General features: G+C 60.7%; 22 protein-coding genes and 1 pseudogene. 11 read left to right on the forward strand and 12 right to left on the reverse strand.

The genetic code is table 11. The features are described from left to right. Positions 1-134: 134 nt before the first annotated feature. The 4 genes from TU74_RS05375 to TU74_RS05390 all read right to left on the reverse strand — a co-directional run bounded on the left by TU74_RS05375 (position 135) and on the right by TU74_RS05390 (position 4,447). The gene (locus TU74_RS05375; RefSeq protein WP_048375460.1) at positions 135-1,112 is read right to left on the reverse strand and encodes a FecR family protein; all 978 of its coding nucleotides are present in this window, start codon (positions 1,110-1,112) and stop codon (positions 135-137) included. After that, entirely contained in the window at positions 1,109-1,633 is a 525-nt protein-coding gene (locus tag TU74_RS05380) for an RNA polymerase sigma factor (protein ID WP_162199706.1), read from the reverse strand. Before TU74_RS05380 ends, TU74_RS05375 begins: the two co-directional genes overlap by 4 nt. Before the next feature lie 172 nt (positions 1,634-1,805). Further along, entirely contained in the window at positions 1,806-2,516 is a 711-nt protein-coding gene (locus tag TU74_RS05385) for a 3'-5' exonuclease (protein ID WP_048375462.1), read from the reverse strand. Continuing rightward, the gene (locus TU74_RS05390; protein ID WP_048375464.1) at positions 2,513-4,447 is read right to left on the reverse strand and encodes a putative nucleotidyltransferase substrate binding domain-containing protein; all 1,935 of its coding nucleotides are present in this window, start codon (positions 4,445-4,447) and stop codon (positions 2,513-2,515) included. Before TU74_RS05390 ends, TU74_RS05385 begins: the two co-directional genes overlap by 4 nt. A 296-nt stretch (positions 4,448-4,743) precedes the next feature. On the opposite strand from TU74_RS05390, the gene TU74_RS05395 reads away from it, so the two are divergent. Then, the gene (locus TU74_RS05395) at positions 4,744-5,193 is read left to right on the forward strand and encodes a response regulator (protein WP_048375466.1); all 450 of its coding nucleotides are present in this window, start codon (positions 4,744-4,746) and stop codon (positions 5,191-5,193) included. Between the two features lie 60 nt (positions 5,194-5,253). Here the strand turns inward: TU74_RS05395 and TU74_RS05400 are convergent, their stop codons facing one another. Next, complete coding sequence (locus TU74_RS05400) at positions 5,254-7,431, reverse strand: malate synthase G (protein ID WP_048375468.1); 2,178 nt, start codon at positions 7,429-7,431, stop codon at positions 5,254-5,256. Positions 7,432-7,855: 424 nt separating this feature from the next. On the opposite strand from TU74_RS05400, the gene TU74_RS05405 reads away from it, so the two are divergent. Continuing rightward, positions 7,856-8,374 carry a glycine cleavage system transcriptional repressor gene (locus tag TU74_RS05405; protein WP_047278090.1) on the forward strand — a complete coding sequence of 173 codons (519 nt, stop codon included), beginning with the start codon at positions 7,856-7,858 and terminating at the stop codon, positions 8,372-8,374. 107 nt (positions 8,375-8,481) lie between these two features. Here TU74_RS05405 and rarD read toward each other — a convergent pair whose 3' ends face one another. From rarD to TU74_RS05430, 5 genes and pseudogenes are all read right to left on the reverse strand, one after another. Beyond that, entirely contained in the window at positions 8,482-9,369 is an 888-nt protein-coding gene (gene rarD, locus TU74_RS05410) for an EamA family transporter RarD (protein WP_047278088.1), read from the reverse strand. 165 nt (positions 9,370-9,534) lie between these two features. Beyond that, positions 9,535-10,509, reverse strand: coding sequence for a serine/threonine protein kinase (locus tag TU74_RS05415; protein WP_047278086.1), 975 nt, complete (start codon positions 10,507-10,509; stop codon positions 9,535-9,537). A gap of 102 nt (positions 10,510-10,611) precedes the next feature. Further along, a complete protein-coding gene (locus tag TU74_RS05420; protein WP_048375470.1) occupies positions 10,612-12,513 on the reverse strand; it encodes a PhoX family protein in 1,902 nt (633 codons plus the stop codon). 85 nt (positions 12,514-12,598) lie between these two features. After that, entirely contained in the window at positions 12,599-13,360 is a 762-nt protein-coding gene (locus TU74_RS05425; protein WP_048375472.1) for a TOBE domain-containing protein, read from the reverse strand. Positions 13,361-13,416: 56 nt separating this feature from the next. Further along, positions 13,417-14,156 (reverse strand): annotated as a pseudogene (locus TU74_RS05430) (double zinc ribbon domain-containing protein); the annotation flags it as partial. An 88-nt stretch (positions 14,157-14,244) separates the two neighbouring features. Here TU74_RS05430 and bioB point away from each other — a divergent pair. From bioB to TU74_RS05460, 6 genes are all read left to right on the forward strand, one after another. Then, complete coding sequence (gene bioB / locus TU74_RS05435) at positions 14,245-15,300, forward strand: biotin synthase BioB (protein ID WP_048375476.1); 1,056 nt, start codon at positions 14,245-14,247, stop codon at positions 15,298-15,300. A gap of 121 nt (positions 15,301-15,421) precedes the next feature. Continuing rightward, the gene (gene bioF, locus TU74_RS05440; protein ID WP_048375478.1) at positions 15,422-16,594 is read left to right on the forward strand and encodes an 8-amino-7-oxononanoate synthase; all 1,173 of its coding nucleotides are present in this window, start codon (positions 15,422-15,424) and stop codon (positions 16,592-16,594) included. Beyond that, a complete protein-coding gene (locus tag TU74_RS05445) occupies positions 16,587-17,306 on the forward strand; it encodes an alpha/beta fold hydrolase (protein ID WP_047279340.1) in 720 nt (239 codons plus the stop codon). The genes bioF and TU74_RS05445 overlap by 8 nt, the downstream gene beginning before the upstream one ends. After that, positions 17,299-18,099 carry a malonyl-ACP O-methyltransferase BioC gene (bioC, locus tag TU74_RS05450; protein WP_048375480.1) on the forward strand — a complete coding sequence of 267 codons (801 nt, stop codon included), beginning with the start codon at positions 17,299-17,301 and terminating at the stop codon, positions 18,097-18,099. The genes TU74_RS05445 and bioC overlap by 8 nt, the downstream gene beginning before the upstream one ends. Beyond that, positions 18,096-18,776, forward strand: a complete 681-nt coding sequence (bioD, locus tag TU74_RS05455; protein ID WP_048375482.1) for a dethiobiotin synthase — start codon at positions 18,096-18,098, stop codon at positions 18,774-18,776. The genes bioC and bioD overlap by 4 nt, the downstream gene beginning before the upstream one ends. Before the next feature lie 120 nt (positions 18,777-18,896). Next, positions 18,897-19,193 carry a hypothetical protein gene (locus tag TU74_RS05460; protein WP_048375484.1) on the forward strand — a complete coding sequence of 99 codons (297 nt, stop codon included), beginning with the start codon at positions 18,897-18,899 and terminating at the stop codon, positions 19,191-19,193. 27 nt (positions 19,194-19,220) lie between these two features. Here TU74_RS05460 and TU74_RS05465 read toward each other — a convergent pair whose 3' ends face one another. After that, positions 19,221-19,448, reverse strand: coding sequence for a hypothetical protein (locus TU74_RS05465; RefSeq protein WP_048375486.1), 228 nt, complete (start codon positions 19,446-19,448; stop codon positions 19,221-19,223). A 30-nt stretch (positions 19,449-19,478) separates the two neighbouring features. On the opposite strand from TU74_RS05465, the gene TU74_RS05470 reads away from it, so the two are divergent. The 3 genes from TU74_RS05470 (at position 19,479) to TU74_RS05480 (ending at position 24,752) form a co-directional block, all read left to right on the forward strand. Further along, positions 19,479-21,284 (forward strand): phenylacyl-CoA dehydrogenase, encoded by a 1,806-nt coding sequence (locus tag TU74_RS05470; RefSeq protein ID WP_048375488.1) that lies wholly within the window; start codon positions 19,479-19,481, stop codon positions 21,282-21,284. A gap of 270 nt (positions 21,285-21,554) precedes the next feature. Beyond that, positions 21,555-22,847, forward strand: coding sequence for a GGDEF domain-containing protein (locus TU74_RS05475; protein WP_048375490.1), 1,293 nt, complete (start codon positions 21,555-21,557; stop codon positions 22,845-22,847). 126 nt (positions 22,848-22,973) lie between these two features. Further along, complete coding sequence (locus tag TU74_RS05480) at positions 22,974-24,752, forward strand: acyl-CoA dehydrogenase C-terminal domain-containing protein (RefSeq protein WP_047295924.1); 1,779 nt, start codon at positions 22,974-22,976, stop codon at positions 24,750-24,752. A gap of 166 nt (positions 24,753-24,918) precedes the next feature. Here the strand turns inward: TU74_RS05480 and TU74_RS24570 are convergent. Further along, on the reverse strand, positions 24,919-25,117 hold a 199-nt coding region (locus tag TU74_RS24570), incomplete at its 5' end, for a hypothetical protein (protein WP_206540651.1).

A 25,117-nucleotide genomic window follows, 5' to 3' on the forward strand; every position in this document is an offset into this window, starting at 1 on the left:
GCCAGTTATTTGAGCCCGTAAGGCAGCGCGGTGCCGGTGTCCGGGGTGAGCAACAGCGCGCACGCGCTTAGCCGCAGAGGCGAAACCTGCTCTAACGCGTGGCCTTGGGGCGATAGCCGGTAGCCGTTACCCGATCACCGGGCTTCCGGTTTGCCGCTGACCGTGACCCACCACGGGGTGCGTTGGGTGATTTGCACCGGCAGGGTCGGCAGCAGTGCGTTGAGTGCCAGTTCAATGTTGTTCAACGGGAAGCTGCCGGTGATGCGCAGGTCAGCGACGTCCGGGTCAACCCCCAGGTGGCCGCGCCGGTAGCGGTTGAGCTCGCTGACCATGTCGCTCAGGCGCACGTTGTCGAGCACCAGCATGCCGCGGGTCCAGGCGTCTGCGCCGGGGTTGAGCGCCAGCCGCTGGCCCAGACCGTCGCGGTGCATCACCACTTGCTGGCCTTCGGCGTAGACAGTCTCGTCGGCGGTGTGTTCGGGGTGCGCAGCCACTCGCGATTGCAGGACGCTGAGGCGGGTGCCGTCGTCTTCGCGCTTGACCATAAACCGGGTGCCCAGGGCGCGCAGGCTGCCATCTCGTGTTTTGACGATAAACGGGCGGGCGTCGTTGTGGCCGGTTTGCACCATGATTTCACCCTCGTACAGCACGATCAGGCGCGTGGTTTCGTCAAACCGCACGTCCACCGCGCTGTGGGTGTTGAGGTTGAGCAGGGTGCCGTCGGCGAGTGTTACCACGCGTTGCTCGCCCGTGGCGGTGCGTTGATCGGCCATCCAGTAATCCATCGGCAGGTGGTTTTTGCCCACCAGTAAGGTCAACCCGACCACCAGCGCAAGGCTGGCCAGCCCGCTGCCGATTTTGCGCATCCGGTGGTGGGCGCTGTCACGGGCCTTGAGCAAGGCATTGCGCGCCGGGACGCTGGCGGTGCTAAAACGGTGGTCGAGCATGCCCAACTGCAGCCATGCGCGGGCGTGTTCTTCACTGGCGGCGTACCACTTGGCGAATTCGGCCTGTTCAACCTCACTGCCGTTGCCGCAGTCCAGGCATAACTGCCAGGCAATGGCGGCGTCGAGCACGCGAGCGGACACCGGCTTGCTGTTGGCCTGGCTCATGTCGGTTCGCCATACAGCGCGATGTAGCACTGGCGAATGCCTTGGGCCAGGTACTGGCGCACCCGGGGTACCGATACGCCCAGGCGCTCAGCGATGTCGGCGTGGGTCAGGCCGTCGAGGCGGCTGTACAAGAAGGCGGCGCGGGACTTGCTCGACAGCTTGCCCAGCAAGCGATCAATGGCCTTGAGGTCTTCGAGGATCAATTGCTGTTCTTCAGGCGAAGGCTGCTCGGCTTCGGGAATCAGCCTCAATTCGTTGAGGTAGGCCTGTTCCAGTGCGGCGCGCCGGAAGTAATCGAACAGCAGGCCTTTGGCGATGGCCGCCAAAAAGGCGCGCGGCTCGCGGGGGGCTTGCAATTGGGGTCGGCCCAGCAGGCGCACAAAGGTGTCCTGGCTCAAGTCTTCAGCCCGCTGCGGGCAGGCGACATTGCGCCGCAACCACGCCAGCAGCCAGCCGCGATGGTCGCGATAAAGCGATCCAACCAGCTCACTGTGGGGATTTTGGACTGACGACAAAGGCATCACCGAATGCAAGTTTTAACTAACGATAATTATTCGCGATTGTGTCAGAGCCAAAAGCCATGCGCAATTGACGCTCATCGGATGAACGCCCTCACGCTGACCTTCGCGCAACGGGAAAGAAGAGAGGCGGCGTCAGTGCAAGCGCCCCCGACATCAGGCTTGGGCAGGGGGGTTAGAAGCTGTGCATCTGCTTGCGCCGCTGCCACTGATTGAGCCGCTGTTGCAGGGCCAAGGGGCTGTCGAGGTGTTGAGCGCGGGCGCGGCTGAACAGGATCAGCGCCAGCTCGGCGGTGGCCAGTGCATCGGCACTGGCGTTATGGCGGTCTTCAACCTGCAAGTTGAAGTGCCGGACCCAGTGGTCCAGCCCCGCATCCCGCATGTCGGCGTGCGGGCACAACAGGGGCGCCAGGGCCGCTACGTCCATGAACGGGTGCTGCAAGCGATACCCCAGGCTGTCTTTCAAGGCCCGCCCCAGCATGTGCTGGTCAAACGGGGCATGGAACGCCAGCAGCGGGCTGTCGCCCACAAACGTCATGAAGTCGAGCAGGGCATCAGCGGGGTCGCACCCGGCGGCAATCGCTTCGGGGCCCAGGCCATGCAGTAACACGCTGGGGTTCAGCGGGTTGTGGGTGCGCAGCAAAGTGCGCTCAAACGCCTGGCCCAGATCAATCGCGCCATCCTCAATCACCATGGCGCCAATCGACAGCACTTGGTCGCGGTTGAGGTTCAGCCCGCTGGTCTCCAGATCCACCACCACCCAACGCTGGCGGCGCAATGACGCCTCACCCAGCCCCGGCGCGGGCGGCAGTTGCAGCAGGCGCTGTTGCTGTTCAAGGCTCAAGACCGGGGTCTTGCGTGGCAGCAACCAGGAAAACAGGCTCATAGCTGATACCGCAGCGCCAGACTGCTTTGCAGACGCTGGGCCTGACGCAGCGCTTCGCGCAGGATGCGTCGGTCAAGCTGGTTGAGGTTGTCCGGGTCGACCCGGTTGGAGTACGGGCGGTTTTCCCGCGTTTGCAATTGGTGCTGTTGCATACGCGTTTGCTGAATGAAGTGATACGCCTCTTCGTAGGCCGCGCCGTCCAGCGTTTCGATCACGCCGAGCGTCACCAGCTGGCGCAAACGCTCCAGCGTATTAATGGCCTCGACGCCATGGGCCAGCGCCAGTAGCCGGGCACCGTCCACAAAGGGCGTCAGGCCCTGCACTTTCAGGTCGAGGGTGGCCTTGTCGCTGCCTTTGCGTTCCAACACAAATTCGCGGAAGCGCCCCACGGGCGGGCGATGGCGCAAGGCGTTGTCGGCCATCATGCGCTGGAACAGGCGATTGTCAGCCACCTGCTCAAGGATGCCGCGCCGCAGTTGCCGGCAGCCGCTTTCGTCGCCCCACACCGCGCGCAGGTCGAAATAGATGCTCGATGCCAGCAGGTTTTCGGGCGTGGCTTCGCGGATAAACGCGGCGAAGCGGCGCGCCCATTCGGCTCGGGATAAACACAGGTCGGGGTTGCCGGCCATGATGTTGCCTTTGCACAGGGTAAAACCGCAGGCCGCCAGGTGCGTGTTGATGAGCTGGGCGATGGGCAGCAAGCGCTGACGTATCTCGGCCGCCTGCGCCGCATCGGCCGCTTCGAACAGGATGCCGTTGTCCTGATCGGTGTGCAGTGTCTGCTCCCGTCGCCCTTCGCTGCCGAAGCACAGCCAGGTAAACGGCACGCCGGGGTCGCCTTTTTCGGCCAGCACCAGCTCGATGACACGGCACACGGTGTGGTCGTTGAGCAGGGTGATGATGTGGGTGATTTGGGTCGATGACGCACCGTGGGCCAGCATGCGCTCCACCAGTTGACCGATTTCGCCGCGCAGGTTGATCAGGTTGTCCAGTCGCGGGGCATGGCGAATGGTGCGCGCCAGGTGCACCAGGTCGACCCGTTGCAGGGAGAACAGGTCACGTTCGGACACCACGCCGCACAAGCGGTGTTCTTTGACCAGGCACACGTGGGCAATGTGGCGTTCGGTCATGGCGATGGCGGCATCGAACGCGCTGTGGTCGGGGGACAAGTAGAACGGGCCGGGCGTCATGTGCAGTTCGATGGCTTGCTCAAAATCCTGCGTACCGTCGGCCACCACTTGGCGCAAATCGCGCAGGGTGAAAATCCCCAGCGGTGCTTTGTCCTCGTCCACCACCACGATGCTGCCCACCTGTTGTTCGTGCATCAGCCGCACGGCTTCGCGCAGGGCTGTGCCTGGCAGGCAGGTCACGGGATGGCGCATGGCCAGTTCGCCCAGGCGGGTGTTGAGCGAGTATTGCGTGCCGAGGGTTTCGACGGCCTTTTGCTGAACTTGCTGATTGACCTTGTCGAGCAGGCTGCTGACCCCGCGCAGGGCGAAGTCACGGAACTCTTCGGACAGGGCGAATAACTTGATAAACGCAGGCTTGTTTAATTGAAGACAAAACGTGTCTTCGGCCGCGCGATGCTCGGTGCGCGTGGCGCGCTCGCCCAGCAACGCGGCGAGGGGGAAACACTCGCCGGCCGTGATTTCAAACGTGGTCTCGGCCTCCTGACGCCCCACATGGGTACGTTCGCCCACCACGCGGCCTTGCTTGACAATGTAGAAGTGTTCGACCGGGCCATCGGCGGGTCGAATGATGCTTTCACCGGGGCCATAGAAGCGCAGTTGGCACTGCTCGACCAGAAACGCCAGGTGAGTGTTTTCCATTTGGTTGAAGGGCGGGAATCGCTGCAAAAACTGCATGGTGCCGTGAATGTTCTGCAACACCGCGGTTTTTCCTGCCTGGAGAAACGCATCCGATTTACTCATTGACCGTTACCGCATGTCTGACCGTTGTTGTTATGGCGGGGTCGTGCCCCCTGTCGTCTTGATGCGCTTCATGCTCGGTTGTCTGTGCTCACGTGCCCATTGGACGTAAGTCTATGGCAGGCCTTACAGGGTAATGGCCTATTAATATTTTTGAATCACCTCACAGAAAACAGGTCCGTTTATTGTGTTGCAAAACTTGGAATTACAGCTCTGCGAGTGCACATTGGGCGCAGAGCTTAGGGAAAGCTGACTGCACCGGTGGGATAAACGACTTTCACAACGCGTTTGAGAACCCTATGACCGAACACGACATCTTGAGTGACGCCGAGCGGGAGGCCCTGAGTGAGGTCATGAAAGCGCCTGCTCCGGTACAGCCTGTGCAGTGTGTATTGATTGTCGAAGACGATCAGTTTGCACGCGATCTGCTCAGTGAATTGCTGCAGATGCATGGCATCCCCTCCATCAAGGCGGCCAGTGCCCGACAAGCCATTCGCGCGTTGATGACGGAAAAAACCATTGGCTTGATCCTCACCGATTTACGCATGCCCGAGCGCGACGGTTTGCACTTGGTTCGCAAGGTGCGCAGGTCGCAATGGGCCAATTTGCCGGTGATTATCATGTCGGGCGATGCCGAGGTGCGCGACACCATCGCCGCGATGCATTTGAGCGTGGTGGATTTTCTGCTCAAACCCATTGATACCGATCAGTTGCTCAACCTGATCAAGCGCGAGTTGCGCATCGAATGAACGCCCACAAAAACCCCGGCACGTGGCCGGGGTTTTTGATGACGCGCCGTTAACGCTGATTCACAGACCCTGTTTGGCCTTGAACTCGCGACGGCGACGGTGCAGCACCGGCTCGGTGTAACCGTTCGGCTGTTTAGTGCCTTCGATCACCAGTTCGACCGCCGCCTGGAAGGCGATGTTGCTGTCGAAGTCCGGGGCCAGCGGGCGGTACAGCGGGTCGTTGGCGTTCTGACGGTCAACCACCGGCGCCATGCGCTTGAGGCTGGCCATCACTTGCGCTTCGTTGACAATGCCATGACGCAGCCAGTTGGCGATGTGCTGGCTTGAAATACGCAGCGTGGCGCGGTCTTCCATCAGGCCGATGTCATTGATGTCCGGCACCTTCGAACACCCCACGCCCTGGTCGATCCAGCGCACCACGTAACCCAGGATGCCCTGCGAGTTGTTGTCCAGTTCGTTCTGGATCTGCTCGGGCGTCCACTGCGGGTTCACGGCCAGCGGGATGGTCAGAATGTCGTCCACCGACGCTTTGGCGCGCTTGGCCAGTTCGGCCTGGCGGGCGAACACGTCGACCTTGTGATAGTGCAGCGCGTGCAGGGCCGCGGCCGTCGGCGACGGCACCCAGGCGGTGTTGGCGCCTGCCAGCGGGTGAGCGATTTTCTGTTCCAGCATGGCGGCCATCAGGTCCGGCATGGCCCACATGCCTTTACCGATTTGGGCGCGGCCTTGCAGGCCTGTGCTCAAGCCGACATCGACGTTGTTGTTCTCGTAGGCCGAGATCCACTTCTCGGCTTTCATGTCGGCCTTGCGCACGACCGGGCCGGCTTCCATCGAGGTATGAATTTCGTCGCCAGTACGGTCCAGGAAGCCGGTGTTGATGAACACCACGCGCTCGCTGGCAGCCTTGATGCAGGCCTTGAGGTTGACCGTGGTGCGGCGCTCCTCGTCCATGATCCCGACTTTGAGGGTGTTGCGCGGCAGGTTCAGGACTTCTTCGATACGGCCGAACAGCTCGTTGGTGAACGCGGCTTCTTCGGCACCGTGCATTTTAGGTTTCACGATGTAAACCGAACCGGTGCGGCTGTTGCTGCGCGAGGTGTTGCCGTTGAGGCTGTGGATCGCCGCGAGGCTGGTGATCAGGCCGTCGAGGATGCCTTCTGGCACTTCGTTGCCGTTTTTGTCGAGGATCGCGTCGATGGTCATCAAGTGACCCACGTTGCGCACGAACAACAGCGAGCGGCCATGCAGGTTCACGGTGCCGCCGTTGGGGGCGGTGTACTCGCGGTCCGGGTTCATGGTGCGGGTGAAGGTCTGGCCGCCCTTGGACACTTGCTCGCTGAGGTCGCCTTTCATCAGGCCCAGCCAGTTGCGGTAGATCACCACTTTGTCGTCGGCATCGACGGCGGCCACGGAGTCTTCGCAGTCCATGATGGTGGTCAGCGCGGCTTCCATCAGGACGTCTTTGACGCCCGCGGCATCGGTCTGGCCGACGGGGCTTGAGGCGTCGATCTGGATTTCAAAGTGCAGGCCGTTGTGCTTGAGCAGCACGGCGGTCGGTGCGGCGGCTTCGCCGTGGTAGCCGATCAGTTGCGCCGCGTCGCGCAGGCCGCTGCTGGCACCGCCCTTGAGGGCCACGCGCAGTGCGCCATTGACCACCGCGTAACCCAGCGAGTCGATGTGGGAGCCGTTGGCCAGCGGTGCGGCTTCGTCGAGGAAGGCGCGGGCGAAGGCAATTACCTTGTCGCCACGTACCTTGTTGTAGCCTTTGCCCTTTTCGGCGCCATCGGCTTCGCTGATGGCATCGGTGCCGTACAGCGCGTCATACAGTGAACCCCAGCGGGCGTTCGACGCGTTGAGGGCAAAGCGCGCATTCATCACGGGCACCACCAACTGCGGACCGGCCATGCGAGCGATTTCGTCATCGACGTTTTGCGTCGTTGCCTGGAAATCCGCGGCTTCTGGCTGCAGATACCCAATGTCTTGGAGGAAGGCTTTATAAGCCACGGCGTCATGGGCCTTGCCGGCCTGAGCCTGGTGCCAGGCGTCGATGCGCGCCTGCAAATCATCGCGTTTGGCGAGCAGTGCTTTGTTCTTGGGTGCCAGGTCGTGAATAACCTTGTCGGCACCGGCCCAGAACTGGTCGGCATTCAGACCGGTACCGGGGATAGCTTCGTTGTTTACGAAGTCGAACAGGACTTTGGCGACCTGCAGGCCACCGACGTGAACGTGTTCAGTCATTGCTTGCCTCACTCATTTTTATTTAAAGCCTGGAGCGCTTCTCAAAACACCGCGTGGCTCATGCTTGCGGGGTTGTACGGGGTATTGCAGACGCTTTGGCGAACCGTGTTACGAATTATGTAGTGCTCGCCGTGGCATACTACATGATCAATTGCAGATGTGAAAATCAGACTAATCACGTCGTTCCACGACCATTTTTAAGGGTCTGGTCATGTAGAAGAACAGGATGTTCTCAAGAAACACACAGGTTGTTCCAGATAATTCTAAAAACAGTACACAATTTAATGTGCAAACCCTGTGTCCGCGCCACGGTCGTTCGCGCTCCGCACGTGTAAACAGCCGCTGCGCAGCCAACTGTAGTCGGCCAGGCGGATGGTGTACTGTTGCCTATACTCAGTCGATCCCTTTTCAGAGTGCTGGCGCCATGAACCATCTCGTGATTACGGTTTTTGCCCCGGACAAACCCGGTCAGGTCGAGCGCATCGCCCAATGCATTGCCGAACATGGCGGCAATTGGCTGGAGAGTCGCATGTCACGCATGGCTGGACAGTTCGCTGGCATTTTGCGGGTTGGCGTGTCAGCCGAAACCTACGAGGAGTTGGTGGATGCGCTTAAAAGGCTGGAGACCGAAGGCATTCGGGTGCTGGTGGCTGAAAGCGGGATTGAGCAAGCCTGCACCTGGAAACCCATTGCCATGGACCTGGTCGGCAACGACCGCCCTGGCATCGTGCGCGATATCACCAAGGTGCTGACCGATCATGAGGTCAGCCTGGAGCGGCTGGTGACGGAGGTGCGGCCCGCGCCCATGAGCAATGAGCCGTTGTTTCATGCCGAAGCCATTCTGGCCGTGCCGCTGACGCTGTCGCTGGAGGTGCTGCAAGAGCGGCTGGAAAAACTCGCCGATGAGATGCTCGTGGAACTGAAGTTACGCACAGACGAGTAAAGCCAAAGGTTATCCCATGAAACGCTGCACCTGCCTGTGGATAACCGTTGGAAACATCGTTGCAGGCCACAGGGGGTATGGCCTGCATTGGAATGTACGTTTTTTGATCAGGCGCGACGGCGCAGGTTGACCCACGCATCGATGCTGTAGACCAGCAACCCCGCCCAAATGAACATGAACGCGATCAGTGTGCTTTCAGACAAGTGTTCGCCGTACAGCGTGACGGCCAGAATCAGCACAATGGTGGGCGCCAAGTACTGCATGAAACCCAATGTGGTGTAGGGCAAATGCCGTGCGGCGGCGTTGAAGCACACCAGCGGGATCAGCGTTGCCGGGCCTGCGGCCACCAGCAACCAGGCTTCGGAGCTGGCCCAGAATTCGGCGTGCGCGCTGTTGGCCTCCGGGTGCATCAGCAGCCAGCCAATGGCAATCGGCACCAGAATCCAGGTTTCAACCACCAGGCCGGGCAATGCCTTGACCGGCGCCTGTTTGCGGATCAGTCCATAAAAGCCGAACGTCAGCGCCAACGCCAGCGACACCCAGGGCAGGCTGCCCACCTGCCACACTTGCTGCGCCACGCCGACCGCCGCCAGCCCGACGGCGACCCACTGCAACCGACGCAGACGTTCGCCCAGCAGCAACATGCCCAGCAGCACATTAACCAGCGGGTTGATGTAGTACCCGAGGCTGGCTTCGAGCATCCGGTCGTTGTTGACCGCCCACACGTAGGTCAGCCAGTTGGCCGCAATCAGCAGGCCGCTTACGGTCAGCACAGCCAGGCGTTTGGGGTTGTCGCGTAACTCTTGCCACCAGCCGGGATGTTTCCACACCAACAACAGTAACGAGCCGAAGAGTGCAGACCAGAGCACGCGGTTGACGATGATTTCTGCGGCGGGGACGCTGGCCAGCAGCTTGAAGTAGATCGGGAACAGGCCCCAGATGATGTAGGCGCTCAGGCCCAGAATGTACCCGTGGCGCGGGTTGGCGGCTTGCATGCGGAATCCTTGCGTGAACAACTGTCAGACACTGTGAAGGGCAAGAGTGTAAGCAGGTTTTACGAAGGTGTCGTGTGAAAGGCGGGGGCAGACAGCATTTTTGCGGCCGACGCCCGAGGCCGCGAAAACGTGCTCCCGGGCCTCAGCAACGCGGTGTCAGGGTGTTCAGAACAGCTTCAGCGGTTCTTCATTTAACGCGGACAGTTGCTCGCGCAACGCCAGCACTTGGTCGCCCCAGTAACGTTCGGTGCCAAACCACGGAAAGCTGTGGGGGAAGGCCGGGTCGTCCCAGCGCCTTGCCAGCCAGGCGCTGTAGTGCATCAGGCGCAGGGCGCGCAGCGGCTCGATCAAGGCCAGTTCACGCGGGTTGAAATCATGGAACTCGCTGTAGCCGTCCATCAATTCCGACAGCTGGCCCAAACATTCCTGACGATCCCCGGCGAGCATCATCCACAGGTCCTGCACCGCAGGCCCCATGCGACAGTCGTCCAGGTCGACAATGTGGAACACCTCGTCGCGGCACATCATGTTGCCGGGGTGGCAATCGCCGTGCATGCGGATCGTGGTGTGCGGGGTGGCGGCATAGACATCTTCGACGCGCTTGAGCAGATCGCGTGCCACAGACTCGTAGGCCGGGAGCAAGCTGCGGGGTATGAAATTGCCTTCAAGCAAGGTCGTCAGGGAGTCATGGCCAAAGTTTTTTACGCCCAGGGCCTCGCGGTGTTCGAACGGCTTGGTAGCGCCGACCGCGTGCAGACGGCCGAGCAGTTGGCCGAGGCGATAGAGTTGATCGAGGTTGCCCGGCTCCGGCGCACGGCCACCCCGGCGCGGGAACAGGGTGAAGCGGAAACCGGCGTGTTCGAACAGGCTTTCGCCGTTGTGAATCAACGGTGCGACCACCGGCACGTCGCAGTCGGCCAGTTCAAAGGTGAAACGGTGTTCTTCGAGAATGGCTGCGTTGGTCCAGCGCTGTGGACGGTAGAACTTGGCGATCAGCGGTTCCGAGCCTTCGATGCCGACTTGATACACGCGGTTTTCATAGCTGTTGAGCGCGAGCACGCGGGCGTCGCTGAGAAAACCGATGCTTTCAACGGCGTCGAGCACCAGATCTGGGGTAAGTGTTGCAAACGGATGAGACATGCTGACTCCTGCGCGCAGCAGGCTGCCGCGTCCGGCCCCGCATGTTAGCGCAGACAGCTGAGCAGAGGGCGATAGATATCCATCGCCCTGCGGGTGTTGGCCTTACGCGCCGACGATTCCTCCGTCTTCTCGGCTGATGGCCATTACCGAGGAGCGCGGCTTGCCGCCGGGCAGGTGCTCGGGGAAGGTCGAACCGCCGTTTTCGCCCGGGTGCTGGATGCCCACGAACAGGGTTTTCTGATCCGGGGCAAAGCTGATCCCCGTCACTTCGCAACCGACCGGGCCGACCATGAAGCGACGGATTTCACCCGTGTTGGGGTCGGCGCACAGCATCTGGTTGTTGCCCATGCCAGCAAAGTCGCCGGTGTTGCTGACGTCGCCGTCGGTCAGGATCCAGAGCCTTCCCGCCTCGTCAAAGCCCATGCCGTCGGGGCTGTTAAACATGTTTTGCGGGGTGATATTGGCCGACCCGCCCTTGGGCTGCTGGGGATGCACGGCCGGGTTGCCCGCGACGACGAACAGGTCCCAGTCAAACGTGGCAGCGCCAGGGTCATTGCCTTGTTCGCTCCAGCGCAGAATTTGCCCGTACACATTCTTCTCGCGCGGGTTGGGGCCGCCGACGGGCTGACCGTCTTCACCGCGTTTAACGTTGTTGGTCAGGGTGCAATACACCTGGCCGTCCTTGGGGCTGACGACGATCCACTCCGGGCGATCCATGCGTGTGGCGCCGACCATGCTGGCGGCCAGGCGGGCGTGGATCAGCACTTGAGCCTGATTGGCGAAGCCGCTGCCCGGGTTGATGCCGTTTTTGCCGTGGGTCAGTTCGATCCATTGGCCTTTGCCCTTGGGCCGGTCGGGGTGGCTGTCGCCGTTATCAAAGCGTGCGACATACAAGGTGCCGTGATCCAGCAGGTCGCGGTTTGCCTTGGGGGTTTGGTGGTCGATCTTGTCGCGGCTGATGAACTTGTAAATGAACTCCCCGCGCTCGTCGTCGCCCATGTACACCACGGCATGGCCGTCGCGGGTTTCAGTCAGTGCGGCGTTTTCGTGTTTGAAGCGGCCCAATGCCGTGCGTTTGACCGGCGTTGATTGCGGGTCGAACGGGTCGATTTCCACCACCCAGCCGTGACGGTTCAATTCGTTGGGGGTGTGCGCCAGGTCGAAACGCGGGTCGTGCAGGTGCCAGTTGATGTCTTTACTGGCGGCGACCACGCCGTAACGCTTTTGCGCGGCATCAAAGGTTTGATTCGGGTCGGTGCTGCCAAAGCAGTCAGTGAAGTTTTCTTCGCATGTCAGGTACGTGCCCCACGGGGTTTTACCGTTGGCGCAGTTTTGAAACGTGCCCAGCGCCCGGGTGCCGGTGCTGTCGGCCTGGGTGCGCAGCAACGCATGGCCGGCGGCGGGGCCGCTCAGGCGAATCGGCGTATTGCCGTGAATGCGCCGGTTGAAGGGCGATCCTTGGACAAACTGCCAGCGGTCGCCCTTGCGCTGAATTTCAATCACCGACACGCCTTCACTGGCCTGCGCCTTGTGCGCGTCTTCGGCCGAGGTCGGCTGTCCACCGTGGGGGTAGAGGTAGCGGTAGTTGGTGTATTCGTTGTTGATGGCCATCAGCGCGCGGTCGGGGTCGTCGGGGAATGCAAACAGGCTCATGCCGTCGTTGTTATCGCCGAATTGCACTTCCTGTTGCGCCGCCGTGCCGCTGCCGTCGGGCATGAAGGCCGGGCCGTGCGCGTGCAGCGGTTGGCCCCAGCTGATGAGCACCGAGGCGCGGTAGCCGGGCGGCAGGGTGACGGTGTCGGTGGTGGCGGCGTCGATACTGTTAAAACCCAGTAACGGGCTGGACGCTGCGCGTACCCCGTCGGCCAGCACGCTGCGGCTCAGCAGGCTGCCGCCCAGAAACATCGCCGCGCCGCACAAGGCGCCCGCGCTGATGAAGCCCCGACGGCTGAGGCCGATGATCTGTTCAAGATCGGTGGTTTGGTCTTCTTGTAATAGGTTCATGTCAGGCTGCCCCTCGCAACGGTTTTGGCAGCCACCTTAATCAGAGGGTGTGACAGGGATGTTTCAGAGGGTGGCGGGCGACGTGTTAAAGCGGCGTACCCAACAGCACCAAGGTCGGCGCGAACTGCACCAGGGCTTCACTGCCCTCCACCAAAGCGAGTGTTTCGAGGTGTTGCGCTTCGCTCAGCGCACACAGGGTCTGGCCATTGGGCAGGCCGATGCGCACTTCGCTCGGGCCGTCGTGCGCGTGGAAAATCTGCTCGATCTTGCCGTGTAACCGGTTGTGACCCGCCACCGCAGCTTCGGGTTTAATCAGCTGCAACCAACCGGCCTTGATTAACGCCACCACCGGCGTGCCGGGTTCAAGCTCCAGGCGCTGCGTGCTGTCGCGGGTGATGTGCGCTTGCAGGGTCAGCCCACCTGCCAATTGCAGATCGATCAAGTCGTAATGGCCGTGGCCGTGAATGCGCGCGACGGTGCCGTGCAACTGGTTGCGGGCGCTGGTGCGCAGCATCAGGCGGCCCATCAGCTCAAGGTCTTGGGCTTCTTCGGCGGCGTCCAGTACCTGGCTTTGCAGCACTTGCAGCCGTTGATAAAGCCGCAGCACACGCTCGCCCGCTACCGACAACCGGGCACCGCCACCGCCCTTGCCCCCCACGCTGCGTTCTACCAAGGGGGTTTGTGCCAGATTGTTCAGTTCATCAATGGCCTCCCACGCGGCCTTGTAACTGATGCCGGCGCTTTTGGCGGCTCGGGTGATCGAACCTTGCTCGGCGATGTGCTGCAACAGCGCTATTCGCTGTGGGCGGCGGACGATGTGCTGCGTCAGCAAGGTCGGCAAATGCATGTCGATTGATTCGTTTGGCAGGGGGCTTGGCAAAGTGCCCACTTGCCGGGGCGTCGTCAAGCCGGGCCGTCCGGTTTTGGCGTGCGCGCCAGGCAGTACACATCCACCCGTTTCGCCCCGGCCTTGAGCAACAGCAGGGCGAGGCTTTGTGCCGTGGCGCCGGTGGTCAACACGTCATCCACCAACGCCACATGCAGCCCCCGGACTTGAGCGTCGGGCCCCAGCGCGAAGGCGTTGAGCAAGTTGCGTTTGCGGGTTTTGGCGTCGAGCGCCTGTTGTGCCGGGGTGTCCTGGGTGCGCAATAGCCAGTGGGCCTGGCAGGGAATATCAAGGTGGTCACTGAGCCACTGACCCAGCATGACGCACTGGTTGTAACCGCGTTGACGTTGCCGGGCGGCGGACAGCGGGACGGGCAGCAGCACATCCGGCCGGGGTTGAGCCTGCTGGTAGCGATCGAGCAGCGATTGGCTGAGCAGTGCTGCCAACAGGCGGCCAAAAGGCCAGCGACTGTTGTGTTTGAACCGCAGGATCAAGCTGTCCACCGGAAAGTCATACAGCCACGGCGCATGCACCCCCGCAAACGCGGGCGGGTGTTTAAGGCAGCCCCCGCAGGTCAGGCCCGGCATGGACAACGGCAGGGCACAGCGCTGACAGGGGTTTTGCAGCCACGGCAGTTCGTGTTTGCAGGGCCCGCATACCGGTTGTTGCGTAGCTGAAGGCTCATCACACAGTAAGCAGGTTTGTACATTAAGTAACCAGATGTAAACCTCCATTTCTATCTGGGTTGACAGCGTAGGTAACATCCTTAAACATACCGGCCATCCGTGCCCTGCCTGAAAGACCGAATTCAGGTTTAAACCAAAGCATAAACAAGAGAGACGCCGATGAGCGCCAGCACCTTTAACACCATGCGTCATGATTGGTCTTTAGCCGAAGTGCGGGCGTTGTTCACCCAGCCCTTCAACGACCTGATGTTTGCGGCGCAACAGGTGCATCGCGCGCATTTCGACGCTAACCGGGTGCAGGTCTCGACGCTGCTTTCAATCAAAACCGGCGCCTGCCCGGAAGATTGCAAATATTGTCCGCAGTCGGGCCACTACAACACCGGGTTGGCGAAAGAAAAGTTGATGCAGGTACAGGCGGTGCTGGAGGAAGCGGCGAAAGCCAAGGCCATCGGCGCAACGCGCTTTTGCATGGGGGCCGCGTGGAAGCACCCGTCGGCCAAAGACATGCCCTATGTGCTGAAAATGGTTGAAGGCGTGAAAGCGCTGGGGCTGGAAACCTGCATGACACTGGGCAAGCTCGATCAGGAGCAAAGCGCCGCGCTGGCCCAGGCGGGGCTCGACTACTACAACCACAACCTCGATACATCGCCAGAGTTCTACACCACCATCATCACCACCCGCACTTACAGTGAGCGCCTGCAAACCCTCAGTTATGTGCGCGAGGCGGGCATGAAGATTTGTTCGGGCGGCATTCTGGGCATGGGTGAGTCGCTCGATGACCGCGCCAATTTGCTGATTCAACTGGCCAACCTGCCGGAACACCCGGAATCCGTGCCGATCAACATGCTGGTGAAAGTGGCGGGGACGCCGCTGGAAAACGCTGACGATGTGGACCCGTTTGACTTCATTCGCATGCTGGCCGTGGCGCGCATCATGATGCCCAAGAGCCATGTACGGCTGTCGGCCGGCCGTGAAGCCATGAACGAACAAATGCAGGCGCTGGCCTTCATGGCCGGGGCCAATTCGATTTTTTACGGCGACAAACTGCTCACCACGTCCAACCCGCAGGCGGACAAGGACATGCAGTTGTTCAGTCGCCTGGGCATCCTCCCCGAGGCCCGCGAAGATCATGCTGACGAAGTGCATCAGGCGGCCATCGAGCACGCGCTGATGGATCAAAAATCCAGCGAGCAGTTCTACAACGCTGCGGTTTAACGCTACCCACCGCACAGGTAGGCGCGGGCGCACGCTGCGCTCAGGTCTGTAACGGCTCGGCTTTGCCCGCCGTGCAGCCTGTCGCAGCGTGCGCCGGTGGCTACAAGAGGGCTCGCCTAGCATGTCTTTTGATTTAAGTGCCCGTCTGGCTGCGCGCCGGGCGGACAATCTCTATCGCCATCGCCCTTTGCTTGAAAGCCCGCAAGGCCCTCAAGTGGTGGTCGACGGGCAGCCGTTATTGGCGTTTTGCAACAACGACTACCTGGGCCTGGCCAATCACCCGCAAGTTATTGAAGCCTGGCAGCAGGGCGCTTCGCGCTGGGGTGTCGGGGGCGGTGCATCGCATTTGGTGATCGGTCACAGCCGCCCGCACCACGCACTGGAAGAAGCACTGGCCGAATTCACCGGTCGCCCGCGCGCACTCTTATTCAGCAATGGCTACATGGCCAACCTGGGGGCCGTCACGGCGCTGGTGGGGCAGGGCGATACGGTGCTCGAAGATCGCCTCAACCATGCGTCACTGCTGGATGCGGGCTTGTTGAGCGGGGCGCGGTTCAATCGTTATCTGCACAACGATGCCGCCAGTTTGGCCAAGCGTCTGCAGAAAGCCGTCGGCAATACGCTGGTGGTCACGGACGGCGTGTTCAGCATGGACGGCAATGTGGCCGACGTGCCCGCGCTGGCCCGCGAAGCCAAGGCCAAAGGGGCCTGGCTGATGGTCGATGATGCCCATGGTTTTGGGGCGCTGGGTGCCACGGGCGGCGGGATTGTCGAGCATTTCGGCTTGGGGCTGGACGATGTTCCCGTGCTGATCGGAACCCTCGGCAAAGCCTTCGGCACCAGCGGTGCGTTTGTGGCGGGCAGTGAGGCGTTGATCGAAAGCCTGATCCAGTTCGCCCGCCCTTACATCTACACCACCAGCCAGCCCCCGGCCTTGGCGTGCGCGACGTTAAAGAGCCTTGAGCTGCTGCGCAGTGAACACTGGCGACGTGAGCACTTGAACCGGTTGATTGGTCAGTTCCGTCAAGGGGCCGAGCAGATGGGCCTGCAACTGATGGACAGCTTCACGCCGATTCAACCCATCCTCGTGGGTGACAGCGCGCAAGCGGTGCGTTTATCGCAGCAATTGCGTGCGCGCGGCCTGCTGGTGACCGCCATCCGGCCGCCGACGGTGCCGGCTGGCGGTGCGCGTTTACGCGTCACCTTGTCGGCCGCGCACACCGAGGCCCAGGTGCAGCTACTGTTAAACGCATTAAACGACTGCTGGCCAACCGTGGAGTCGAACCATGCGTGACCGCTTGATTCTGTTGCCGGGCTGGGGGCTTGGCGTGTCGCCGTTGGAGCCTTTGGCGGCCGCCTTGCGAGGGCTGAACGAGCACTTGCGGGTTGAGATCGAACCGTTGCCGGTGCTTGCATCGGCGCAGTTGGACGACTGGCTGGATGAACTGGAGGCTGCGGTGCCTCAAGACGTCTGGCTGGGCGGTTGGTCTTTGGGCGGCATGCTCGCCAGTGAGCTGGCTGCGCGCCGGGCAGAGCGCTGCTGCGGGTTGGTGACGCTGGCCAGTAACCCGCGTTTTGTCCGCACCGACGACTGGCCGGGCGCCATGCCGGGTGCCACGTTTGACGCGTTTATCAACGGGTTTCGGGAGGCGCCTAACACAACGTTGAAGCGTTTTTCTTTGTTGTGCAGTGACGGCAAGGCCATGGCCAGTCGGCTGCTCAATGGCGCACCGCACGCGCAGCCGGATACCCTGCTGGCGGGGCTTGAGCTGCTCGCTACGCTGGACACCCGTGGGGCGCTCAAAGCGTTTAACGGGCCGCAATTTCACGTTTTCGCCGGGCAAGACGGGCTGGTGCCCGCGCAGGCCGCCAGCGATTTGCTGGCGTTATTGCCCGATGTTCAAGTGGGCCTGATGGAACAGGCCTGTCACGCGTTTCTTCTGCAAGCACCCCACGAACTGGCGGCGGCGATCCAGAGTTTTTTAAACGAGTTGGGAGATGACTGATCTGAGTGTGGGCAACCTGCCGGACAAGCGTCTGGTGGCGGTGTCGTTTTCGCGTGCGGCTGCCAGTTATGACAGCGTGGCTGAATTGCAACGTGCAGTCGGTCATGAATTGATCGGGCGATTACCGCCTGATGTGAGCCCCCGACGCTGGCTGGATGTGGGCAGTGGCACCGGCTATTTCAGTCGCGTGCTGGGTCAGCAATTTGCGGGCAGTGAAGGCGTGGCGCTGGATATCGCGCAGGGTATGCTCACCTATGCGCGGCCGCTGGGCGGCGCGCAGCACTTTATTGCCGGGGACGCTGAGTGCTTGCCGCTGCAAGACAACCGCTGTGACCTGATCTTTTCCAGCCTGGCGTTGCAGTGGTGCGAGCATTTTGACGGGGTGCTCAAAGAAGCCCAGCGCGTGCTCAGGCCGGGCGGGGTGTTGGCGTTTGCCAGCCTGTGCGTCGGCACGCTGAGCGAGTTGCGCGACAGTTGGCAGGCGGTTGACGGGCAAGTCCATGTCAACCGTTTCCGGTCGTTCGCCGCGTATCAGCAACGCTGTGCCGACAGTGGTTTTCAGGTGCTCAGCTTGCAGACTCAGCCCCATGTGCTGCACTACCCTCAGGTGCGCCACTTGACCTATGAACTCAAAGCCCTGGGCGCGCATAACCTTAATCCGGGACGGCCCGAAGGCTTGACCGGCAGGGCGCGGCTTCAGGGGTTGATGGCCGCTTATGAACACTTCCGTCAGCCCCAAGGGTTACCGGCGACGTATCAGGTGGTCTACGGCATTTTGGAGAACCCGCGATGAGTCCTGCTTATTTCATTACCGGTACGGACACCGATGTCGGCAAAACCACGGTCGCGGCGGGTCTGTTACAGGCCGCGCGTGCGGCGGGCTTGAGCACGGCGGCGGGTAAACCGGTGGCCTCCGGGTGCGAGGTGACGCCCGAGGGGCTGCGTAACGCAGACGCGCTGGCATTGATGGCTCAATGCACCCTTGCATTGAGCTATGGAGAGGTTAACCCGGTCGCGTTTGAACCCGCCATCGCGCCGCACATCGCGGCCCGTGAGGCAGGCGTGGCCCTGACGGTGCAGGCATTACTCACACCGATGCAGCGCATCCTGAGTCAGCGCGCCGATTTCACCCTTATAGAAGGCGCAGGCGGTTGGCGCGTGCCGTTGTCGGGGCAGGACAGTTTGTCGGATGTGGCTCAGGGTCTGGATTTGCCGGTGATCCTGGTGGTGGGGGTGAGGCTGGGGTGCATCAGCCATGCCTTGCTCACGGCTGAAGCGATTGCTCAGGATGGCCTGCAACTGGCTGGCTGGGTGGCCAATATCATTGACCCGAAGACCTCGCGTCTTGAAGAGAACCTCGCCACCCTGGCCGAACGCTTGCCTGCACCGTGTTTGGGGCGAGTGCCCAAACTCAAGTCACCGACCCCCGAGGCCGTCGCGCAGTACCTTGAATTGGACCTGCTGGACTGAACCTGACGCTATTGCCGGGGCCTATCGACTGGCCAACAGCCATGAGCTTTTTTGACGGGCCTTTTGCCATCAGGTCTGCTTGAATGAAGGTCGATTCCCTCTTCAAAGGATGATGCCGCCATGGAAATCTCAGGAAGCACTGCGTTTTACGCGGGTCTGAGCACCGTTCAGGCCGGGCAGAACCGGGTCGACCAAGCCGCGGGGCAGATCGCCAGTGCGACGCTTGATCGCGCGGTGGGTAGCCAATCCTCCGACACTCAAGTCAACCGCATGCGTGCCGTTGACCGTAGCCAGCTTTCTGATGTTGCCAGTGATGTGGCTGATTTAAGCGTAGGCAAAGCACAAGTCGAACTCGGCGCCAAAGGGGTACGCACGGCTGACGAAATGGTCGGAACGTTGATCGATACCTACGCCTGATCTGCGGGTGTTGACCTCGACGCGGCTTCAGGCCGGGTCGATGTCCACTCTGGATTTTCCCAAAGGCTGCCCGGCGCAGCCTGACGCCACCCCGGCATTGTCGCGCTTAACTGTTTTCAACGCTTTTTCACAGGCAGGTCGCCGTGTGTCCGTCGGGACGAACGGCGTATTGCGGCTGCTTGACAATAAATGGGCGTAAACGTATGTTTCAAACACCTGTTTGACCGCAATAACAAATTCTACGCGGTTGTTCATTCCCGGATTCATCAGCAGAGGTTTATCGCTATGCCTGATTACAAGGCCCCCTTGCGTGATATTCGCTTCGTACGTGACGAACTGCTCGGTTACGAAGCGCACTATCAGAGCCTGCCGGCTTGCCAGGACGCTACTCCAGATATGGTTGACGCCATTCTTGAAGAAGGCGCCAAGTTTTGTGAACAGGTGCTGGCACCTCTGAACCGTGTGGGTGACACCGAAGGCTGCACCTGGAGCGAGTCTGGCGTTAAAACCCCGACCGGCTTCAAAGAAGCCTACAAACAATTCGTTGAAGGCGGCTGGCCAAGCCTGGCTCACGACGTCGCGCACGGTGGTCAGGGTCTGCCTGAGTCGCTGGGTCTGGCGGTCAGTGAAATGGTGGGCGAAGCCAACTGGTCGTGGGGCATGTACCCCGGCCTGTCTCATGGTGCGATGAACACCATCTCCGAGCACGGCACTCCCGAGCAGCAAGAGACGTACCTGAGCAAACTGGTCACGGGCGAGTGGACCGGCACCATGTGCCTGACCGAGCCGCACTGCGGCACCGACCTGGGCATGCTGCGCACCAAGGCCGAGCCTCAGGCTGATGGTTCGTACAAAGTTTCCGGCACCAAGATCTTCATCTCGGCCGGTGAACACGACATGGCCGACAACATCGTCCACATCGTTCTGGCGCGTCTGCCGGATGCACCGGCGGGCACCAAGGGCATTTCGCTGTTCATCGTGCCCAAGTTCATGCCCGCTGCCGATGGCACCATCGGTGAGCGTAACGCAGTGAGCTGTGGCTCCCTTGAGCACAAAATGGGCATTCACGGTAATGCCACGTGCGTGATGAACTTTGACGGCGCGACCGGTTTCCTGATCGGCCCGCCGAACAAAGGCCTGAACTGCATGTTCACCTTCATGAACACCGCCCGTCTGGGCACTGCGCTGCAAGGCCTGGCCCACGCCGAAATCGGCTTCCAGGGCGGCCTGAAATACGCCCGCGATCGCCTGCAAATGCGTTCGCTGACCGGCCCTAAATTCCCGGAAAAAGCCGCTGACCCGATCATCGTCCACCCGGACGTGCGTCGCATGCTGTTGACCATGAAAGCCTTCGCCGAAGGCAACCGTGCGATGGTTTACTTCACTGCCAAGCTAGTCGACATCGTGAAGTACGGCGTTGATGAAGAAGAGAAGAAGAAGGCCGACGCACTGCTGGCGTTCATGACGCCGATCGCGAAAGCGTTCATGACCGAAGTCGGTTTTGAAGCCGCCAACCACGGCGTTCAAATCTACGGTGGTCACGGCTTCATCTCTGAATGGGGCATGGAGCAAAACGTTCGCGACAGCCGTATTTCGATGCTGTACGAAGGCACCACCGGCATTCAGGCGCTCGACCTGCTGGGCCGCAAAGTGTTGATGACCCAGGGCGAAGCCCTCAAAGGCTTCACCAAGATCGTGCACAAGTTCTGCCAGAACAACGAAGGCAACGAAGGCGTTCAGGAGTTCATCGCACCCTTGGCGGCGCTGAACAAAGAATGGGGCGAACTGACCATGAAGGTCGGCATGGCCGCCATGAAGGACCGTGAAGAAGTGGGCGCGGCTTCGGTCGACTACCTGATGTATTCGGGTTATGCCTGCCTGGCGTACTTCTGGGCTGACATGGCGCGTCTGGCGGCTGAGAAACTGGCTGCTGGCACCTCGGAAGAAGCGTTCTACAAAGCGAAATTGCAGACCGCCCGCTTCTACTTCCAGCGCATCCTGCCACGCACTCGCACTCACGTGGCCGCCATGCTGTCGGGTGCCGCCAACCTGATGGACATGAAAGAAGAAGACTTCGACCTGGGCTACTAAGCCCCGCCGCTGTCCCCTTCCAAAAGCCGCTTCTCCTTCGGGGGAAGCGGCTTTTTTTGTGGTTGGCAAAGTGATTCATCGTCTACGCCGTGCGCTGCGCCCTGCCTGTCTCGACCTGCAACATTTAAACCCGACAAATCCCCTAAGACTTTCGCCTTATCAGCCGTTAAAACCTATGGCCGAGGCGAACGGGACGTCGCCAAGTGTGCTTAACTGCGGAAAAAGCAGGCACAATGCCACTACTTGGTTGTTCAGGTTGGAGCCTTACTTTTGTCGCGTCCTTCTGCTGCACGTTTCACTCACTTTTTGCCGTCTATTGTGCTGCTGACAGCGGGCCTGGCGGCTGCGTATGTCAAAGACCTCAATGTGTTTTTTACCTCATTGTTCAATGTGCTCCCCACTCTGGTGCTGTTGTTGGGCGGTGCTTACTGCGCGGTCTACCGGCGTCAGCGCGAACTGTTTTTGATGCTGACGGTGTACATCGCCTACTTTCTGCTCGATACCCAGACCGATTACTACCGTGACAACGGACAAGTGCGCACCGATGCCGCCGTGGTTTTCCATTTGTGTTCACTGTTATTGCCGCTGCTGTACAGCCTCTACGCGGCCTGGGAGGAGCGCACTCACCTGTTTCAGGATTTGGTGGCGCGCTTTGCTGTGCTGTTGGCGGTCGGCAGTGTCGCGCTGGGGCTGGAGCAAAGTTACCCACAGGTGCTGCTGAACTGGCTGGCAGAAATTCGCTGGCCCGCCTTGCATGGCGCCTGGATGAGCCTGATTCAATTGTCTTATCCGGTGTTTTTTATCGGTTTTGTACTGCTCGGCTGGCAGTACTGGCGCAACCCCCGGCCGCTGCATGCGGCCCAATTGGTGGGGTTGCTGGGGCTGTTCTGGATGTTGCCGCAAACGTTCATCCTGCCGTTCACGCTCAACATCATGTGCAGCCAGGTGATGTTGATGATCGCCGCCGCTGTGGCGCACGAGGCCTATCAAATGGCTTTCCGTGACGAGCTGACCGGTTTGCCGGGGCGTCGCGCACTGAACGAACGCTTGCAACGGTTGGGGCGTAATTACGTCCTGGCCATGAGCGACGTCGATCATTTCAAGAAATTCAACGACACCCACGGTCACGATGTCGGCGATCAGGTTTTGCGTCTGGTTGCCAGCAAGCTGTCCAAAGTCGGTGGCGGCGGCCGGGCCTATCGCTACGGCGGCGAGGAGTTCGCGCTGGTTTTCGCAGGCAAAACCTTGGACGAATGCATGCCGCATCTTGATGAGTTGCGTGAGTCCATTGCCATTTACAACATCCAGTTACGTAATCAGGAAAGCCGCCCGCAAGATGACCAACAAGGTCGACAGCGCCGTGCAGGCACGCGGGCCAGCAGTGTGTCGGTCACGGTGAGTATCGGCGTCGCCGAGCGGATGCCGGAGCAGCGCACGGCCGAAGAGGTGCTCAAGGCGGCGGACAAGGCGCTCTACAGTGCGAAGAGTGCAGGCCGCAATTGCGTCATTGCCTATGGCCAAACCCGACGGGGCGCCGTCCGGACCACTGAAGCCCTGGCCTGAGGTGACTGTATCTATCTATTCAGTCACTAGGCGACCCTATGTATCGCTCTCGTTGTTAAGTTAGACTGTGCCACTTCTATCCGTGGCCCGTCCGGGCTTTGACCGTTAGCGATTACGAGGTTTGCTATGGCTGATTACAAAGCGCCCCTGCGCGATATGCGCTTCGTCCTCAATGAAGTGTTCGAGGTCGCATCCCTTTGGGCAACACTGCCGGCACTGGCCGAGACCGTGGACGCCGAAACGGTTGAGGCCATTCTTGAAGAAGCGGGCAAAGTGACAGCCAAAAGCATCGCGCCGTTGAGCCGTAGCGGTGATGAAGAGGGTTGCCATTGGAACGATACGGTCGTGACCACCCCCGCCGGTTTTGTCGAGGCTTATAAAACGTACGCCGAGGGCGGCTGGGTCGGCGTCGGCGGTGATCCTGAGTTCGGCGGCATGGGCATGCCCAAGGCGGTGTCGGCTCAAGTTGAAGAGATGATCAACTCCTCCAGCCTCGCGTTCGGCCTGTACCCGATGCTCACGGCCGGTGCCTGCGTGTCGATCAACGCCCATGCCAGCGATGCGCTGAAAGCCACCTATTTGCCGAATATGTACGCCGGGGTGTGGGCCGGTTCCATGTGCTTGACCGAGCCACACGCTGGCACCGATCTGGGCATTATCCGGACCAAGGCCGAGCCTCAGGCCGATGGCTCATACCGGGTCAGCGGCACCAAGATTTTCATCACCGGTGGTGAGCACGACCTGACGGAAAACATCATCCATTTGGTGCTGGCCAAACTGCCGGACGCCCCGGCGGGGCCTAAAGGCATTTCGCTGTTTCTGGTGCCCAAGTTCATGGTCAATGCCGATGGCAGCCTCGGCCAGCGCAACCCGGTCACCTGCGGCTCTATCGAACACAAAATGGGCATTCAGGCCTCGGCCACGTGCGTGATGAACTTCGACGAGGCTGTCGGCTACCTGGTGGGCGAGCCCAACCGTGGCCTGGCGGCCATGTTCACCATGATGAACTATGAGCGTCTGGGGGTAGGCATTCAGGGGCTGGCATCGGGCGAACGCTCGTACCAGAACGCGGTGGAATACGCGCGTGATCGCCTGCAAGGCCGGGCAGCCACTGGCGCTCAAGCCAAAGACAAAGCCGCCGACCCGATCATCGTCCACGCTGACGTGCGACGCATGCTGCTGACCATGAAAGCGTCGAACGAAGGCGGACGGGCCTTTTCCACCTACGTGGCCAATCAGCTGGACATTGCCAAGTTCAGCGATGAACCAGGCGCCCGCGAGCGGGCCGATGCCCTGGTGGCATTGCTGACACCGGTGGCGAAGGCGTTCATCACCGACCTGGGCCTCGAAACAACCGTCCACGGCCAGCAGGTGTTTGGCGGTCACGGTTACATCCGTGAGTGGGGCCAGGAGCAACTGGTGCGTGATGTGCGTATCACGCAAATCTACGAAGGCACCAACGGTATTCAGGCGCTGGACTTGGTCGGGCGCAAGATCGTGGGTAATAACGGCGCGTATTACCGTTTGTACGCCGATGAAATCCGTCAGTTCATCGCGTCGGCTTGCGGCGACCTGCATGAGTTCACGGCGCCTTTGGCGTCAGCTTTGGACACACTTGATGCGTTGACGGCCTGGGTTCTGGAGCGTGCGAAATCCAACCCTAACGAGATCGGCGCTGCCTCGGTCGAGTACCTGCACGTTTTTGGTTACATAACGTATGCCTACATGTGGGCAATGATGGCCAAAGCCGCTAAGGGCAAGGAGGCGGAAGACGCGTTCTATGTCAGCAAAATGGGCACTGCACGCTTCTATTTCGAGCGTTTGCTGCCCCGTATTCATTCTCTGAGTGCGTCGGTCAAGGCGGGCAGCGAGTCGTTGTATTTGCTCGATGAAGCACATTTTTAACCTGTTTAGGCATATGTAAGCATTTGCTTACACAACGCGCTGCCAATCGTCCATATCGCAGAATTGGATCCAGCGGTAATCTACTTCACATGGACGTCGAGCAGGAAGCTCAAAGCAACAACAGGGACACGTAGGATTCTGCCAGGAAGGCGGAGTGAAAAGGATGTCAGGGAAACAGTCTGCAAAACCCCGCTTCGGCGGGGTTTTCTTTTTGTGGCGCAGAAAGATGTTTACGACGTGAACTGCCCCCAAAAAGTTGGACACCCATCCAACTTTTTGGGTTTTCAACATGAACAAGTACACAGAGCAATTTAAGCTCACCGCCATCAAGGCCTATCTCGAGGGCAGCAAGGGGCTGCGTACGG

The sequence above is a fragment of the Pseudomonas lundensis genome (assembly GCF_001042985.1).
GTDB lineage: Bacteria > Pseudomonadota > Gammaproteobacteria > Pseudomonadales > Pseudomonadaceae > Aquipseudomonas > Aquipseudomonas lundensis.